Here is a 16,777-nt window from a genome sequence, read left to right as displayed (position 1 = left end):
GCCGCCGAAGCCGCCACGATCACCGCCGCCGCCGCCGCCGCCGAAGCCGCCACGCGAGCCGCCGCCGAAGCCGCCGCCACCGCCGCGCGAGCCGCCGCCGAAGCCGCCGCGATCACCGCCGCCGAAGCCGCCACGATCACCACCGCCAAAGCCGCCGCTACGGGGCGCACCAAAGCCACCGCGGTCCCCACCGAAGCCGCCACCGCCGCCGCCGCCGTAGAACGGGTCGAAACCTTCCTCGCCAACGCCGTCCCGCTTGTCACGGCCCTTGCCGCGACGTCCTCTATCGAAACCCATAAACCCGAACTTACCTTCGCTTCGCCCCCGGTCGAAAAGCGCCCGGACAGTGCGGACGAAACCCGCCGGGCTACAGGGCAAGCGACCACGCGAGCGGGCCGCCCTCTCCTCTGCGGGTGCCGACATAAACCAAAACTGGGGAAAGCGCGAACAGATTCGCTAGACGCCGCAGAATTTCGGCACCTTCGCGTCACTTTTATGCACCGCTTGGCCGAAATTGGCTCCGCACCTTGCCATGCCGGCGCCCGCTTGGCAGGAAGCCGGCCATGGAACTTGTTGCCCTGTTCGCCCAGCCTGCCACCTGGGCCGCGCTGATCACTCTCATCACGCTCGAAATCGTGCTGGGGATCGACAATCTCGTGTTCATCGCGATTCTGTCGAACAAGCTCCCGCCCGAACAGCAGGGCAAGGCCCGCCGCCTCGGCCTCGCCCTCGCCCTGATCATGCGCATCGCCCTGCTCATGCTGATCGGCTGGCTGGTCACGCTCCAGGCCCCGCTGCTCGATCTCGGCCTCGCCGGCGCCCCCGGCGCTCACGGCGAACCCTCCTTCGAGACCGCCTTTTCCGGGCGCGACCTGATCCTCATCGCCGGCGGCCTGTTCCTGCTGTGGAAGGCTACCAAGGAGATCCATCACAACATGGATCCCGAGGGCGAAAGCGGCGAGTTGCTGGATCATGACAAGGGGCCGGATTACAAACAGGGCGCGGGCCTCGGCTTCGCCGCCGCCATCGCCCAGATCATCGCGCTCGACCTCGTCTTCTCGGTCGATTCGATCCTCACCGCCGTCGGCATGACCGACGAGATCCCGATCATGGTCACGGCCGTCGTCGTCACCGTCGGGATCATGATGCTCGCCGCCGACCCGCTGGCAAAATTCATCGAGAAGAACCCCACCCTCGTCATGCTGGCCCTAGCCTTCCTGGTGATGATCGGCCTCGTCCTCATCGCCGACGGCTTCGGCGTCCACATTCCCAAGGGCTACGTCTACGCCGCGATGGGCTTCTCCGGCGCGGTCGAAACCCTCAACATCCTCGGTCGCAACCGCCGGGCCAAAGCCCGCGCCATCAAGGGATAGCGCCATGTTCCGCAAGCTCGTCGAAGGCATCTACGCCAGCCCCCAGATCGGCCTGCCCGACATCGAACTCGCCCGCGCCATGGGCGTGAGCCTGATCATCAACAACCGCCCCGAGATGGAATCGCCCGACCAGGTCCCCGGCGCCGAGATCGCCGCAGCGGCCAGGGCCGCCGGCATCGCCTACGTCGCGATCCCCGTCACGCACGCCGGCTTCAGCGAACCCCAGGTCCGCGCCATGGCCGACGCCCTCGAAGGCGCCACCGGCCCGATCCTCGCCTACTGCCGCTCCGGCACCCGCTCGACCCTGCTCTGGGCGCTGGCCGAGGCCAGCAAGGGCGCCGACCCCGACGACCTCGCCGCCGCCGCCGCGCAGGCGGGGTACGACCTCACGCCCGTCCGCGCGCTGGTGGACATGCTGGTCTCGCGGGCCGGTTGAAGGCGAAAAAGTGAATGCGAGGAGCAAGGCCCCTCGCGCTCCCGAAACGTCTCCCGGCGCAAGCCCCACCCCAGATCCTCCCTATTTTTGCCGAAGGCACAAATGGGGAGGTGTCAGCCGCCAGAGGCGGCTGACGGAGGGGCAACAGCGCCCGTTGGGAAGGACAGCGCCTTCCCACCCATTCGTCATGCTGAACTCGTTTCAGCATCCATGGTGCAGCCCGCACAACGGTGGTGAGCATTGGTTTCGCCATGTCCAAAACCCGCAACCACCGCACTTTGGCGAAAACGCCACCTAGTTGGCGTTCATGAGTCCGAACTGCGCGGAAGGCAGACACTGACGCGAGCTTGCGATCTCAATCGGCATAACCATAAATCGCTACAGCCCGGCTGGCTATCTCGCGATCATGCGCGAGATCACCAGACAGCTCCATTCGGGCCGTCACAACCCAATTCAAATATTCAGCCACAGCCTCAACACTCGCACCGGCGACCAGCCTTCCGTGAAGGTGGAGCGCATAAGCGTCATACTCATCGACGGCTTCTGGCATTCCCGCCACGCCGATTGGGTCCCAGTCATTGAGAAGCAGGCGCTTAAGCTCTTCCAGCTTTCTTATCATGTTCGCGGCACTTCGCCTTCACCAAGGGGGCATCGACTTTCACCAATCATGCCAAAGTTTGGCAACCCACCCCCCAACCAAAAAAAACCCCGGAGCGGCTGGCTCCGGGGGTTTCAGTTGGTGTTCGCAGGAGGAACATCGGATGGCGGGGCCGAAGAGGAGGAGAGGAGGATTCCCCGGCCCCGCCAAGCTGGTTACATGTTGTAGGCGCGTTCGCCGTGTTCGGTGATGTCGAGGCCTTCACGCTCGGCTTCTTCCGTCGGACGCAGACCGAAGATCTTGTCGACGATGAAGTAGAGCACGGCCGAACCGACACCCGACCAGACGATGGTCAGGAGGACCGCCTTGATCTGCGTGATCACCTGAGCGCCCATGTGGTATTCGGCAACCTTGTAGGGGAACACGGTGTAGTCGAGCACGCCCTGGCCGCCGAGCGACGGGTCGGCCACGATGCCGGTGGCAATCGCGCCGAAGATGCCGCCGATGCAGTGCACGCCGAACACGTCGAGGGTGTCGTCGTACTTCAGCTTGTTCTTCACCACCGAGACGAAGAAGTAGCAGACCGGCGAGACGAGCAGGCCGAGCACGATCGAGGTCATCGGCGCGCCGAAGCCCGAAGCCGGGGTGATCGCGACGAGACCGGCAACCGCACCCGTGGCAGCACCGAGCATCGAGGGCTTGCCGTGGTGGATCTGTTCGATGATCGACCAGGACACCGCGGCGGCGCAGGTGGCAACCATGGTGTTGACGAAGGCGACAGCGGTCACGCCGTTGACTTCAAGGTTGGAACCGGCGTTGAAGCCGAACCAGCCCACCCACAGCAGCGAGGCGCCGATCATGGTCATGGTCAGCGAGTGCGGCGGAGTGGCTTCCTTGCCGAAGCCGAGGCGCTTGCCGATCATGAGGCAGCCCACGAGGCCCGCGACACCGGCGTTGATGTGCACCACGGTGCCGCCCGCGAAGTCGAGCGCGCCCATGCCCCACAGGTAGCCGTAGTCGGTCGGAGCGTCCGGCAGGAAGTCCGGGCCGGCCCAGTACCAGACCATGTGAGCGATCGGGAAATAGACCACGGTCATCCACAGCACGATGAAGATCATCAGCGCCGAGAACTTCACGCGCTCCGCGAAGGCACCGACGATCAGCGCCGGGGTGATCATCGCGAAGGTCATCTGGAAGACCACGAAGACCAGCTCGGGCAGGTAGACGTTGTTCGAGAACGTCGCGCCATAGGTGCCCGAAGTGACGCCGATCAGGAACGCCTTCGAGAAGCCGCCGACGAACGGGGTCGAGCCGCTGGTGAAGGCCATCGAGTAGCCCCAGCAGCACCAGACGAGGCCGGCGATCGAGACGATCATGAAGACCTGCATCAACACGCTGAGCATGTTCTTGGTGCGCACGAGGCCGCCGTAGAACAGGGCAAGGCCCGGAACGCTCATCATCAGCACGAGCAGCGAGGACACGAGCATCCAGGCGCCGTCGCCCTTGTTGACCATGGTGGCCATCTGCTCGACGGTCGGCGCCTTAATCAGCGTCGTGGCGGCAGCGGTAGCGGTTTCGGTAGCAGTGGCGGCAGCGGCGGTGGCAGCTTCAGTCGCGGCCTCCGTGGCTTCCTGCGCGAAAGCGGCGGTGGCGGCAAAGAGCGAGGCTCCGATCGCGCCAGCGCCGTAAGCAATCTTACGGATCATGGTGGTGTCCCTCCTGCCGCTCAAAGCGCGGTGTCGCCGGCCTCACCGGTGCGGATGCGAACCGCCTCGGCCAGGTCAAGCACGAAGATCTTGCCGTCGCCGATCGCCTCAGTGCTGGCGACCTGCTGGATCGTCTCGACGATCTGCGGGGCAAGGCTGTCTGCCGCCGCGATCTCGATCTTCACCTTGGGCAACATGTTGGTGGAATATTCGGCGCCGCGGTAAATTTCCGTCTGGCCTTTCTGACGCCCAAAGCCCTTGACTTCGGAAACGGTCATGCCGGCGACGCCGATGGCGCCGAGGGCTTCGCGAACCTCGTCGAGCTTGAACGGCTTGATGATGGCGATGATGAATTTCATCCGTGCCCCCTGGAGCCTACCGGTCCGATTGCCGGCGGATCACCTATCGCAAAGGCCGTGCCAATTTAGCGTTTCGTTAGGAATCGGGTGGCGAATGCCCGTTTCGGCGCAGCGACGAACCGTTTCGCCGCTCGAATCGTGTGCAACATGCCTAAATTTTAGGCACCAAAATTCGGGCAAAAACCGGCAGATGGTCCGAAGCCACGCTGGCCAGCGCCGAATGGTGGACCCCCGCGCCGCTCACCGCGCAGCCGGCCGAGGCCACGATCCGGTCGAGCATGGCCACCGGCCGCCGGCTGGGAAAGCTCCGCCCCGGCCCCAGCACCTGCCAGTCCCCGCCGAACTCGCGCAGCGATCCGCCGGTGCGCGACCATTCATTGAAATCGCCCATCAGCACGGCCGGGCAATGGCCGTCGCAGTCAACCAGGTGCTGCAGCACGGCCCGCACCTGATGCCGCCGCCTGAGGCCGGAAAGGTCGAGGTGCATCCCCACCACCCGCACACGGCAATCGCCGATGGCAAGGTCCGCCCGCACCGCCCCGCGCGGCTCCAGCGTCGGCAGCGGCACGACCGAGGCGGCGGTCACCGCGATCGACTTGCGCACCAGCAGGGCATTGCCGTGCCAGCCGATCGAATCCGGCCGCTGGTTGAGCGGCACGGTCCGCCACGGACTGTGATCCTCGATCGCCGCCACCGGCAGCACGCTCGCCCGCTCGCCGAAGCGCCGGTCCGCCTCCTGCAGGGCGATCACGTCGGCATCGATCTCGCGCAAAACGGTCAGGATCCGGTCGGGATCGCGCCGCCGATCGAGCCCGACCGCCTTGTGAATGTTGTACGAGGCGAATTTCAGCTCCACCGGGTCAATACGCTCCGCTTGCAGTGCCGTTGCAACCCCGATGCAAATTCGCCCTCAGCGCTCCTTGGTGGCGCTGAAGGTGAGGTCGGGATTGCGCTCCTGCTGGTAGCTCACATCCCAGGCCGAGCGCGCCATGAACACCGGATCGCCGTCGCGGTCCTTGGCGAGGTTGCTCTTGTTGAAGTCGGCGAAATTCTTGAGCGCCGCGTCCGTCCCCTTGAGCCAGCGCGCCGTGTCGAACGGCGAGGCCTCGAGCATGGCCTCGACCTTGTACTCCGCCTCCAGCCGCGAGATCAGCACGTCGAGCTGGAGCTGGCCGACCACGCCGACGATCCACTGCGCGCCGATCTCCGGGTAGAACACCTGGATCACGCCCTCTTCGGAAAGGTCGTCGAGCGCCTTCCTCAGCTGCTTGGTCTTGGTCGGGTCCCTGAGCGCGACGCGGCGCAGGATTTCCGGCGCGAAGTTGGGCAGGCCGGTAAAGCGCACGTCATTGCGCTCCGACAGGGTATCGCCCACCCGCAGCGTGCCGTGGTTGGGAATCCCGATGATGTCGCCCGCCTCGGCCGTATCGGCAATCTCGCGGTCCTGCGCGAAGAACAGGATCGGCGAATGGACCGCGATCGGCTTGCCGAGGCCCGAAGGCGTCAGCTTCATCCCCCGCCGAAACGTGCCCGAGACCATCCGCATGAAGGCGATCCGGTCGCGGTGCTGCGGGTCCATGTTGGCCTGGACCTTGAACACGAAGCCGGTCACGTCGGCCCGGTCCGGGCTGACCTCGCCCTGGTCGGACGATTGCGGACGCGGCGGCGGGGCGAATTTCGAGATCGCGTCGATCAGCTCGGCCACGCCGAAGTTCTTGAGCGCCGAGCCGAAATAGGCCGGGGTCATGTCGCCGTGGCGATAGGCCTCGATGCTGAATTCGGGATAGCCGCCCTGGGCCAGCTCGATCTCGTCGGTCACGTCTTCCGAGAGGGCCAGCTTCTCGCGCTTGCCGAGGAACTCGCGGCTGTCGCCCTCGGGGATCGAAGTCAGCCCGCTGGCGAAATCGAGCACGCCCTTGAACGTCCCGCCCATGCCCACCGGCCACGACATCGGCACGACGTCGAGCGCCAGCGCATCGGCCACCTCGTCAAGCGTCTCGAACGGGCTGCGCCCCTCGCGGTCGACCTTGTTGATGAAGGTGATGATCGGCACGGAGCGCATCCGGCAGACCTCGAACAGCTTGCGGGTCTGCGGCTCGATGCCCTTTGCGGCGTCGATCACCATGATCGCCGAATCGACCGCCGTCAGCGTGCGATAGGTATCTTCCGAGAAATCCTCGTGGCCCGGCGTGTCGAGCAGGTTGAAGGTGATGTCGCCCTTCTGGAAGGTCATCACCGAGCTGGTCACGGAAATCCCGCGCTGCTGCTCGATCTTCATCCAGTCCGACCGCGCGCGCCGCGCTTGCCCGCGCGCCTTGACCTCGCCGGCGAGGTGAATGGCGCCGCCCTGCAGCAGCAGCTTTTCCGTCAGCGTGGTCTTGCCCGCGTCAGGGTGGGAAATGATCGCGAAGGTGCGGCGCGTGTTGGACTTGCTCATGAAGCGCGCGGTTAGCCGGGGACGAGCCGAACGTCCATGCGGAAGCTGCGGCTCGCCCCCGGATCAAGCTCGACCACGCCCGGCTTGAAGCGGAAATCCCCCTCCCAGCCCTCGGGATCGGCGATCCCCTGCCACGGCTCGATGCACAGGTAGGCCGCGCCCGGCTTCTGCCAGATCCCCAGCATCGGCGTATCGGGAAAGCCCAGCTCCACCCGGCCCCCGCGCTCGGCCCCGAAGCTGGCCGAGCGGCTGGCAAGCCGGTCCCAGATCACCACGTCGGGCTCGAACACGGCGGCGGTGGGCGCGAGCACCCGGCCAAGGGCGGGGCTCGGCTCGGGATCGGGCAGGACCAGCCCGCTCGCCGGGTCGATCCGGCGCACCGGCGCGGGCTCGTCCTCGGCGAAGATCACCCGGTGATCCGCCTTCCCCGCCCCGCCCGGCAGCGGCCAGGCAAAGGCGGGGTGAAAGCCAAGGCTGAACCACATCGCCGCCGCCCCGCGATTGCTCACGGTCACCACCTCGCGCAACACGTCGCCCTCGGCCCGGTATTCCACCGTCAGCACGAACGGAAAGGGATAGACCGCGCGGGTCTCCTCGCTGTCCATCAGGCAGAACCGCGCGAAATCGGCGCCCGTTTCGGTCAGATCGAACCGGCTGGTCCGGGCAAAGCCATGCTTGGAGAGCTGATACGTCCGCTCCCCGATCCGGTAGCAGCCATGCCGCAGCGCCCCCACGACGGGGAACAGCAATGGCGCATGGCCGGTCCAGAACGCCGGATCGGCATCGGTCATATATTCGCGGCCGTCCGCGTCGCACAGCGACCACAGCTCGGCCCCGAGTGGGTTGATCCGCGCGGTCAGCCGCTCGGAGGCGATCGTCACTAGCTCGGTCACGTCGCCTCCGTCGATCTGTCCGCGAATCGTCAGGCCCGCAACTGTGCCCCAAGTTTGGCGGCGGCGGCAGTCACCTTGTCGGCGATGGCCTTGAGGTCTGCCTCGCCATAGCTCTTCTCGCCCGGCTGGAGCGTGACCTCGACCGCCAGCGACTTGTGCCCCTCCGGCACCCCCGCCCCGCGGAAGTCGTCGAACAGGCGCGCCGCGACAATATTGGCCTTGTCCGCGCCCTTGACCACACGCACGAGGTCGCCCGCCGGAGTATCCAGCGGCACGAGGAAGGCAAAGTCGCGCGTCACCGCCTGCAGCGCCGGGGGCGCATAGGCGGCGCGGGCGAAGGTCGCCGCGCCGCGCTTGCCCGGAATGGCATCGAGCAGCAACTCCGCCACGGCCACCGGCCCATCGAGGTCGAAGGCCTTCGCCGTCGCCGGATGGACCATGCCAAAGCGCGCCAGCACAGTCTTGGGCCCGAGCCGCAGCGTGGCCGACTGGCCGGGATGGAACTGCGGCCCCGCTTCACCCATCACCTGCAGGTTGTCGACCGGCGCCCCGGCCTCGGCCAACAGGGCCAGCGCCTCGGCCTTGGCATCGAAGGCGTCGAAGGCCGAGGCCTTGCCCGAAGCCCAGCCGCGCGGCACCTTGTCCCCCGCCAGCACCACGGCGATCGACAGGCGCTCGTCGCTCGCCCCGTCCGCGCCGCGCAGATAGCGCCGCCCGATCTCGAACAGCCGCAGCGAAGTCGCCCCGCGCGCCAGATTGCGCCGGGCCGCCGAAAGCAGCCCCGGCAGCAGCGAAGGCCGCATCGCCTTCATGTCCTCGCTGATCGGGTTTTCCAGCACCCACAGTGGCCCCGCGGCAAAGGCCTCGGCCTCGCTCACCGGCAGGAACGACCAGGTCACCGCCTCGTTCAGCCCGCGCGCCGCCGCCGCGCGGCGCAGGCGCCGCTCCAGCTTCTGCGCCGCCGTAGCGGTCGGCCGGGCCACGCCGTCCACCCGCGGCAGGGCGACCGACTCGATATTGTCGAGCCCCCAGATCCGCACCACTTCCTCGACGATGTCGGGCGCCCCCGCCACATCCGGGCGCCAGCCCGGCGCGGTCACGGTCCAGTCATCGCTCACCGCAAAGCCGAGCGCAGCCAGGATGCGCTTCTGCTCGCCGTCGGGAATACCGACCCCGCCCAGCGTTTCCGCCAGCTTGGGGTCATAGCCGACCACGGCCGTGCCCAGCGGCGGCTCGCCCGCGCGCACCACGTCCGAAGCCGCCCCGCCGCAGGTCTCGACGATCAGCGCGGTCAGCAGCTCCAGCCCGTCATCGAGGAAGGCCGGGTCCACCCCGCGCTCGAACCGGCTGCGCGCGTCCGAGGTCAGGTTAAGCTTGCGCCCCGTCGCAGCGATGGCCTCGGGATCGAAATAGGCGATCTCCAGCAGCACATCGGTCGTCGCCTCGGTGCAGCCCGAATGCTCGCCGCCCATGATCCCGGCAATGTCGTGCACGCCGGCATCGTCGGCGATCACGGTCATCGCGCCGTCCAGCCCATATTCCTTGCCGTTGAGCGCCAGCACGGTCTCGCCGTCCCGTGCCTTGCGGGCCACGACCGCGCCGGAAAGCTTCGCCAGGTCATAGGCATGGGCCGGCCGGCCATAGCTCAGCATCAGGTAATTGGTGAGGTCGACCAGCGCCGAGATCGGCCGCTGCCCGGCCGACTTGAGCCGGTCCTGCAACCACTTCGGCGAGGCGCCGTTGCTGACGCCCCGGATCACCCGGCCATAGAACGCGGGGCAGCCCGCCGGATCGTCGGTGCGGATGTCCACCGGGCAGGGAAAAGTCCCGCTCACCGGCGCGGCCGCGATCGGCTTCAACACGCCGAGGCCCGCCGCCGCCAGATCGCGGGCAATGCCATAGACGCCCATGCAGTCCGGCCGGTTCGGGGTGATCGACACGTCGAACACCGGATCGGCGCCGTGATAGTCCGCGAAAGGCGTGCCCACCGGCGCGTCGGCCGGCAGTTCGATGATCCCCTCGTGATCCTCGCCCAGTTCCAGCTCGCGGGTCGAGCACATCATGCCATTGCTCTCGACCCCGCGCACGGCCGCCACCTTGAGCACCATGCCGTTCGCCGGCACCACCGCGCCCGCCGTGCCGAGCACGCCGACAAGGCCAGCCCGCGCATTGGGCGCGCCGCAGACCACCTGCAGCGGATCGCCCGCGCCGGTATCGACGGTGAGCACCTGCAGCTTGTCGGCATTGGGGTGGGGCGCCGCGGTCAGCACCCGGGCCACGCGAAAGCCTTCCAGCTTCGCCGCCGGGTCCTCGATGCCTTCCACCTCGATGCCGATCGCGTTCAGCGCGGCGGAGATTTCCGCAACGCTCGCCGCCGTGTCGAGGTGATCCTTGAGCCAGGAAAGTGAGAACTTCATGGGAATCCTTGCCCCTTACGCAGGCGTGCCGACGCCGCCCGAAAGGGTCGGCACGTCAAGCGCGGAGAAACCGTAGTGAGCGAGCCAGCGCTGGTCGCCGTCGAAGAAGGCACGCAGGTCGTCCATGCCGTATTTCAGCATGGCGAGCCGGTCGACCCCGATGCCGAAGGCAAAGCCCTGCCACTCGTCGGGATCGAGCCCGCCGAACTCGATGACTTTGCGGTTGACCATGCCCGAGCCGAGCAGCTCCATCCAGCCATGCCCGGGCGCGTCGCCCGAGCCGCCGAGTACGCGCCTGCTCTTGCCATCGGGGCCGTTCACGAGGGCAAAGCCGACGTCCACTTCCACCGAAGGCTCGGTGAACGGGAAATAGCTCGGCCGCAGCCGCAGCACGATGTCCTCGCGCTCGAAGAAGGCCTTGAGGAAGGTCTCCAGCGTCCACTTGAGATGGCCAAGGTGAATGCCCTTGTCGATGACGAGGCCTTCGACCTGGTGGAACATCGGCGTATGGGTCGCGTCGCTGTCCGAGCGGTAGACCCGCCCCGGCGCGATGATCCGCAAGGGCGCGCCGTCCTTCAGCATGGTGCGGATCTGCACCGGCGAGGTGTGAGTGCGCAGCAGCATCCGGCCCGACTGTCCCTCTTCCTCGGGGAAGTAGAAGGTGTCGTGCATGGCCCGCGCCGGATGGCTTTCCGGCATGTTGAGCGCGGTGAAATTGTGCCAGTCGTCCTCGATCTCCGGGCCCGAGGCCACGGCGAAGCCAAGGTCGGCGAATATCTCGGCCAGTTCGTCCATCACCTGGCTGACCGGATGGACCGTGCCGCGCGGCGCCTCCGGGGCGGGCAGCGAGAGGTCGACCGTCTCGGCCGCCAGCCGCGCTTCAAGGGCCGCGCTTTCCAGCCCCGCCTTGCGGCTCGCCAGCGCTTCGGTCACTCCTTCGCGCAGGGCATGGATCTGCGGCCCCTCGGCCTGCCGCTGCTCCGGGCTCATCGCCCCCAGCGTCTTGAGCAGGGCCGAGACCGAACCCTGCTTGCCGAGAAATTCCACCCGCAGCTTCTCGAGCACTTCGAGATCCTGCGCCGCCGCGATGCGCGTCAGCGCCTCCTGCCGGGTTGCTGCGTAGTCCAATGGTCCGTCCGTTCGGGTAAAGGTTCAGGGTTTAGCGGTCAGGGGCGCCCTTTAGAGACTGCCGCGCGCCGGGGCAACCTACCGCGCCGCGCCGCCGTCGGGCGTGTCGAGCGCCTGCACCGGCCTGCCCACGAACCGGGCGCGGGCCTTGATCACGGCCGAGAGGATCGGCTTGTCGAGCGCGGCATAGGCGCTGGGCGACATGCCCATGAACTGGTGGAAGTCGCGCACGAACTGGGCCTGGTCATGATAGTGCCCGTCGAGCGCCCCGATCCACTTGAGCGAGGGGTCGAGCAGGTACTGGGCGAGGCTGCGCATGAAGCGCTGGCGCCGCAGCAGGACCTTGGGGGAGAAGCCGAAAGCCCGGTGGCAGATCCGCTCGATCGTGCGCTGGCCGATGCCGACCCGGGCCACGAGGTCGCTCACGGTCAGCACGTCCGGATCGACGAGGGCCATGTGAATGGCGACGATCCGGTCCTCGTCGGGCATGGGCGGCACGGGCCGGGCCAGGAAATGCCCCGCGATCCGTTCGAGTTCACCGTCCGGATCGGGCTCGGGCCCGAACAGGCGGCCGGCCAGCGCGGCGAAGGAGGAGAATGCCGGATGGCGGGCCCCGTCGACCACGGCATCGGCCAGTTCGTCGGCGGCCGTGCCGACATAGCCCATCCAGCCGAGCGGAAGCAGGCCGATGCCCCACATCCGGGTCGCCCCCACGGTAAAACGCACGGCCTTGCTGCTCGGCCCGGTCGCGCAGAACGGCGAACCGGACAGGCGATCGCCGCCCAGCCCCTCGGCATCGGGACAGTCGCCCGAAAATATCCTGAGATTGGCCCATTCGGGGTGAAGGTGATCGGTCAGCCGAACCCCGTCGGGGGCGGTGCACTCGATCAGGTAGAACGTGGTGAAATAGCGGCGCAGGGCCTCGGGCGGCGCAAAGAAACGGGCGCTGACCTCGCAACCTGTCTCCACCTCATTTTGTCCCCGGTGCGACCTTTCTCCCGAACCTATCGCGAACTGGCCATCGATTGCAACGGCGCAAAGACACGCAGTTGCGTCCACTGTAACGCCGCGAGGTGGACCTGCCGGGCGCCGCGCCGGGCAGGAACCACCCGCCCAAACGAAAAAGCGCGGGAGTGATGGAACACTCCCGCGCCTTTAAGTGGCTCATGCCGTCAGCCGGTCAGGCCGCGGGCAGGGCCGCCTTCGCTTGGGCGATGATCGCGGTGAAGATGCCGCCTTCGTTCATCGCCAGGTCGGCCATGGCCTTGCGGTCGAGCTCGATGCCCGCCAGCTTGGTGCCGTGGATGAACTGCGAATAGGTCAGGCCTTCGGCGCGGACCGCAGCGTTGATGCGCTGGATCCACAGGGCGCGGAAGCTGCGCTTCTTAACCTTGCGGTCGCGATAGGCATACTGGCCGGCCTTTTCGACGGCCTGACGGGCGACGCGGATCGTGTTCTTCCGGCGGCCGCGGTAACCCTTGGCCTGGTCGAGAATCCGCTTGTGCTTGGCACGGGTGGTAACACCACGCTTGATACGGCTCATAGTTCAGCGCTCCTCAGTTCAGCCCGTAGGGCGCCCACTTCTTGATCACCTTCGCATCAGCGTCGGAGATCACTTCAGTGCCGCGGTTCTGGCGGATGTACTTGCCGTTGTGGCTGATCAGGCGGTGGCGCTTGCCGGCAACGCCGTGCTTCACCTTGCCGGTGGCCGTGAGCTTGAAGCGCTTCTTCACGCCGCTCTTGGTCTTCATCTTGGGCATTTTCGTCTCCTTGTCCGAGACACGTCCGACCTGCCATGGCAGCCCTAGATAGCCAGGCGGATCATCGATTCCGTGTCAATGAAGGGCGGCCCCTTAGGCAAGTTCGCAGCCAAAGGCAACAGATTCGCCGCCGCGGGGCGCGAACCGGTCGTCGCCTGGCGCTGGCGATTTTCCTACATCGCCCTTTCCTGTCATGATCGGCCCGTCTTTGAAATCACGGTCAGTTGCAAGAGAGTTGGACAGGTGTCACCCATGCACTTGTCAGCAAGAACCTGATATTGCATGATTTTCGATGACCATACCGGGTGACGGTGTCACCCTGCGAAGCCGAATCCGCGCAGGCCCCGCCGCATCAGGAAGGCGGCAAAATCACCGTCCGGCACCGGTTCGGCCCCGCTCGGCAGGGCCCCCGCCCAGACCCAGGCATGGGCCATGAAAGTCAGCCCGCCATCCTCGACCGGAATCTCGGCGCGGACGTAGTCTGCCCCTTCGTAGGCATCGAGCGCGGCAAGGTCCGCTTCGGAAAACGGCGGCAGGGTCTCATGCATCACCCCGCGCACCGGGCCCCCCTCGGGGTCGTGCATCAGGGCAGGATACCAGCCGTCCGGGTCCGGCACGGCGAACAGACTGCCCCGCGCCTCGGCAGGCGATCCCGGCGCTAGCTTGCGGTGCAGGTCGGTGGCCACGCCATTGCCGCTGCCAGCCAGCAGCGTCCCGTAAAGGAAGAAGCGCACAGCCTGCCGGGCTCAGTGATGGCAGGCCAGGGCCTCGATCACATCCTCGAGCCGGGCCGGATCGCCCAGCGCCAGCACGTGCCCGGACGAACCGGAATGGAGCGGGTCGCCGTTCCAGTCGCACATCGTCCCGCCCGCGCCTTCGACCACCGGGACCAGCGCGGCCCAGTCGTGCAGCTTGAGATTGGCCTCGCAGACCACGTCGAGCTGGCCGCTCGCCAGCATGGCGTAATTATAGCAGTCCCCGCCCATCACCATGCGCCGGTGATCGGTCTTGGCGGCAAGGCCCATGAAATGGGCGCCGTCATGGTCATCGAAATAGTGCGGCCCGGTCGTCGCCAGCGTCGCCTCGGACAGGGCGCGGCAGGCCCGGGCCTTCGCCGGCCGGCCGTTGAACAGGGTCGGCCGCCCGCTGGCCCCGATCCAGCGCTCGCCCAGGATCGGCTGGTCGATCACGCCCAGCACCGGCCAGCCCTCGACCACCAGGGCGATCAGCGTGCCGAAGATCGGACGCCCCGCCAGGAAGCCCGCCGTGCCGTCGATCGGATCGAGCACCCACGACCGGCCGGACGTGCCGGGCTCGGCGCCGAACTCCTCGCCGATGATCGTGTCGCGCGGCGCCTCGGCCTTGATGATCCGGCGCATCGCCTCCTCGGCGGCGCGATCGGCCAAGGTGACCGGCGTGGCGTCACCCTTGCGTTCGGCCCCGCTGTCGGCGGCACGGAACCAGGGCTTGATCGCCTCGCCGGCAGCGTCGGCAAGGCGAAGGGCGAGGGCAATGTCGTCGTCGAGCTTCATGCCCCGGGCTGTGCCTGCTTCGATGCCGCGCGGTCAAGCGCCCGTTATTCATTCAAGTTCGGACCAAATACGCGACGAACCGTTATTCAGGTCTATGGGGCCGATTGACAGGAAACGGGCAGCCGCCGAAAGAATCAGGTGGTCGTCGCGAAACAGGGGTCAAGATGAGCGACACATGAAAAAGCCGGTTCGCCCTGCGGTGGACGGAGCAATCGCGCCTCGCGCCGGCGTCAGCCGCGACGGCCAGCCGCTGTCCTACAATCGTGCTCCCGCCGCAGACCTCGCCCCATGGATCGGGCGACTCTACGCCACGGTGGTCGATACTCCCGCCGACCACCGGCTCGACTGCAGCCTGTTCAGCGACGCCGCCACGATCCGCATCCAGCTGCGCGGCACATGGACCGCGCAGACCGCCGATGGGCCGCGCGCGAATGAGCGGGCAGCGCTGTTCTTCGGTCCGCAAACCCGCGCCATGCCGGTTTCGGTCACCGGCAGCTTCACCAGCGTCGGCATGTTGCTGCGGCCGGGGTGCGGCCACGCGCTGCGCGGGATGCGCGCGGACAAATACATCAACCGCATGCTCACCTGCGAGGAAATCGGCCTGCCGGGCGAAGCCGCGCTCGACATGCTGGAGGTGAGCAACGATCCCGAAGAGTGGCTGCAGCGGCTGGAAGATCTCATCCGCCAGATCGTCGCGGCTTCCGGGTCCGTCCTGCCCGATCCCGTCACCGCGCGGTTCGAGGCGCTGGCCTTCACCGATCCCACGGCCAACATCGCCGATTTCGCCCGGGATTGCGGGATCGCGCAGCGCCAGCTCGAGCGGATCGTGCGGCGCGATTTCGGCATGGCGCCCAAGCAGGTGCTGCGCCGGGCCCGCGCGCTCGACATGGCCAGCCACTTGCGGGGCGTGGCCGACAGCGCCGAAGCCGAGGAGCTGGCCCTGCGTTTCTATGACCAGAGCCACCTGATCCGCGAGTTCACCCAGCTGTTCGGCATGTCGCCGCGCCAGTTCGCCGAGCGCCCGCAACCGATCCTCACCCTGTCGCTGGAAAGCCGCCAGGCACGGCGGCTGGAGCTGATCAACCGGCTCGCCCCGGGCGCGACCAGGCCGTGGCAGTGACCACGCGGCGCAGGATTTGTCGATTTTTCTGTTGAAATTAATGCAACCGGCAAGTCAAGAATTACGTTTCGATTTTGAACTTGCATGCCGCAAGCCAAGCTTTCCGCCGGGTTCACAATCCACGATTTCCTTCATTATATGAATACTTTGCCTCAATTCTACGGGATTTTCCGTGGACAGGGCGGGTGATGCTTTGCTGCAACAGCTGTCGGCATTTCACGTTCGGCGAGGAACAAATCACGATTGAATGCGTCGCAACAGGGCGTTAATCACGCTGAACTCAACGCATGAGGGTACAATGAAAAAACTGCTCCTTCTGTCGGCTGCGGCCTCGGTGCTTGCCACCCCGGCCCTGGCTCGCGACAAGTCGTGGTACATCGAGGGTGACGCCGGCGCGTCCATCTTCGAGGACCTCAAGGCCAACACCGGCACCGGCGCAACCGCCTCCACTGCCAAGGTCGACACCAAGACCGGGTACGATTTCGGCGGCATCGTCGGCTACGACCTGGGCATGTTCCGGCTCGAAGCCGAGGCATCGTACCGCCGCGCCGCGCTCGACGCGGTGACCGTCGGCGCGACGACCGTCAAGTACCCCATCGCGGGCGGCAAGGTCGACTCGCTGAGCTTCATGGCCAACGCGCTGCTCGACTTCGGTCCCGATGACGGCCTGCAGGGCTTTGTCGGCGCCGGTGCCGGCGTGGGCCGCAGCGGCGTGAAGGTGGTCAACTCCGGCTTCACCGCCGTGAACGATCGTGACACCGGCTTTGCCTGGCAGGTGCTCGCCGGTATTCGCGCCCCGATCAGCAGCAACGTCGATCTCGGCCTGAAGTACCGCTTCTACAACACCGACCGGCTCAACCTGGTCGATACGGGCGGCAGCCCGGTCTCGGGCAAGCTGCGCACGCACTCGCTGATGGCGACGCTGGCTTACAACTTCGGCGCGGCTCCGCCGCCGCCCCCGCCGCCGCCGCCGCCGCCTCCCCCGCCGCCTCCGCCGCCGCCGCCTCCGCCGCCGCCG

General features: G+C 67.1%; 16 protein-coding genes and 2 pseudogenes. 4 read left to right on the top strand and 14 right to left on the bottom strand.

Annotated elements, in window-relative coordinates; translation table 11 throughout:
- A pseudogene (locus H7F51_RS18475) lies at positions 1-297 on the bottom strand (cold-shock protein); the annotation flags it as partial.
- A gap of 266 nt (positions 298-563) precedes the next feature.
- Here H7F51_RS18475 and H7F51_RS18470 point away from each other — a divergent pair.
- Positions 564-1,373, top strand: a complete 810-nt coding sequence (locus H7F51_RS18470; RefSeq protein WP_185665802.1) for a TerC family protein — start codon at positions 564-566, stop codon at positions 1,371-1,373.
- Between the two features lie 4 nt (positions 1,374-1,377).
- A pseudogene (locus H7F51_RS18465) lies at positions 1,378-1,785 on the top strand (protein tyrosine phosphatase family protein); the annotation flags it as partial.
- 379 nt (positions 1,786-2,164) lie between these two features.
- Here the strand turns inward: H7F51_RS18465 and H7F51_RS18460 are convergent.
- From H7F51_RS18460 to hisN, 13 genes are all read right to left on the bottom strand, one after another.
- Complete coding sequence (locus H7F51_RS18460) at positions 2,165-2,428, bottom strand: hypothetical protein (RefSeq protein ID WP_185665800.1); 264 nt, start codon at positions 2,426-2,428, stop codon at positions 2,165-2,167.
- Between the two features lie 194 nt (positions 2,429-2,622).
- Positions 2,623-4,113 carry an ammonium transporter gene (locus H7F51_RS18455; protein WP_246448698.1) on the bottom strand — a complete coding sequence of 497 codons (1,491 nt, stop codon included), beginning with the start codon at positions 4,111-4,113 and terminating at the stop codon, positions 2,623-2,625.
- A 20-nt stretch (positions 4,114-4,133) separates the two neighbouring features.
- Positions 4,134-4,472 (bottom strand): P-II family nitrogen regulator, encoded by a 339-nt coding sequence (locus tag H7F51_RS18450; protein ID WP_185665799.1) that lies wholly within the window; start codon positions 4,470-4,472, stop codon positions 4,134-4,136.
- Positions 4,473-4,623: 151 nt separating this feature from the next.
- Positions 4,624-5,328: an endonuclease/exonuclease/phosphatase family protein gene (locus H7F51_RS18445; protein WP_185665798.1), complete on the bottom strand. Its 705-nt coding sequence runs from the start codon at positions 5,326-5,328 to the stop codon at positions 4,624-4,626.
- A gap of 54 nt (positions 5,329-5,382) precedes the next feature.
- Positions 5,383-6,909, bottom strand: a complete 1,527-nt coding sequence (locus H7F51_RS18440; RefSeq protein ID WP_185665797.1) for a peptide chain release factor 3 — start codon at positions 6,907-6,909, stop codon at positions 5,383-5,385.
- A gap of 11 nt (positions 6,910-6,920) precedes the next feature.
- The gene (locus H7F51_RS18435) at positions 6,921-7,802 is read right to left on the bottom strand and encodes an aldose epimerase family protein (RefSeq protein ID WP_185665796.1); all 882 of its coding nucleotides are present in this window, start codon (positions 7,800-7,802) and stop codon (positions 6,921-6,923) included.
- 29 nt (positions 7,803-7,831) lie between these two features.
- Positions 7,832-10,219 carry a phenylalanine--tRNA ligase subunit beta gene (gene pheT, locus H7F51_RS18430; RefSeq protein WP_185665795.1) on the bottom strand — a complete coding sequence of 796 codons (2,388 nt, stop codon included), beginning with the start codon at positions 10,217-10,219 and terminating at the stop codon, positions 7,832-7,834.
- 15 nt (positions 10,220-10,234) lie between these two features.
- Positions 10,235-11,347, bottom strand: a complete 1,113-nt coding sequence (gene pheS / locus H7F51_RS18425; protein ID WP_185665794.1) for a phenylalanine--tRNA ligase subunit alpha — start codon at positions 11,345-11,347, stop codon at positions 10,235-10,237.
- Between the two features lie 78 nt (positions 11,348-11,425).
- Complete coding sequence (locus tag H7F51_RS18935) at positions 11,426-12,316, bottom strand: helix-turn-helix domain-containing protein (protein ID WP_185665793.1); 891 nt, start codon at positions 12,314-12,316, stop codon at positions 11,426-11,428.
- 211 nt (positions 12,317-12,527) lie between these two features.
- A complete protein-coding gene (rplT, locus tag H7F51_RS18415; RefSeq protein ID WP_185665792.1) occupies positions 12,528-12,890 on the bottom strand; it encodes a 50S ribosomal protein L20 in 363 nt (120 codons plus the stop codon).
- Between the two features lie 13 nt (positions 12,891-12,903).
- Positions 12,904-13,107, bottom strand: a complete 204-nt coding sequence (gene rpmI / locus H7F51_RS18410; protein WP_185665791.1) for a 50S ribosomal protein L35 — start codon at positions 13,105-13,107, stop codon at positions 12,904-12,906.
- Between the two features lie 314 nt (positions 13,108-13,421).
- Positions 13,422-13,841: a gamma-glutamylcyclotransferase gene (locus H7F51_RS18405; protein ID WP_185665790.1), complete on the bottom strand. Its 420-nt coding sequence runs from the start codon at positions 13,839-13,841 to the stop codon at positions 13,422-13,424.
- 12 nt (positions 13,842-13,853) lie between these two features.
- On the bottom strand, positions 13,854-14,639 hold the full coding sequence (gene hisN, locus H7F51_RS18400) for a histidinol-phosphatase (RefSeq protein WP_185665789.1): 786 nt from the start codon (positions 14,637-14,639) through the stop codon (positions 13,854-13,856).
- 175 nt (positions 14,640-14,814) lie between these two features.
- Here hisN and H7F51_RS18395 point away from each other — a divergent pair, with 175 nt between their 5' ends.
- Together H7F51_RS18395 and H7F51_RS18390 are read left to right on the top strand one after the other, a co-directional pair.
- Positions 14,815-15,759 carry a helix-turn-helix domain-containing protein gene (locus H7F51_RS18395; RefSeq protein WP_185665788.1) on the top strand — a complete coding sequence of 315 codons (945 nt, stop codon included), beginning with the start codon at positions 14,815-14,817 and terminating at the stop codon, positions 15,757-15,759.
- A 298-nt stretch (positions 15,760-16,057) separates the two neighbouring features.
- Positions 16,058-16,777, top strand: a 720-nt coding sequence (locus tag H7F51_RS18390) for an outer membrane protein (protein WP_185665787.1), incomplete at its 3' end; no start/stop codon positions are given.

It is taken from the genome of Novosphingobium flavum, from assembly GCF_014230315.1.
In the GTDB taxonomy this organism is placed as follows: domain Bacteria; phylum Pseudomonadota; class Alphaproteobacteria; order Sphingomonadales; family Sphingomonadaceae; genus Novosphingobium; species Novosphingobium flavum.
Note: the sequence above shows the minus strand (reverse complement) of the source record. Positions and strands in the feature narration are given on the sequence as shown.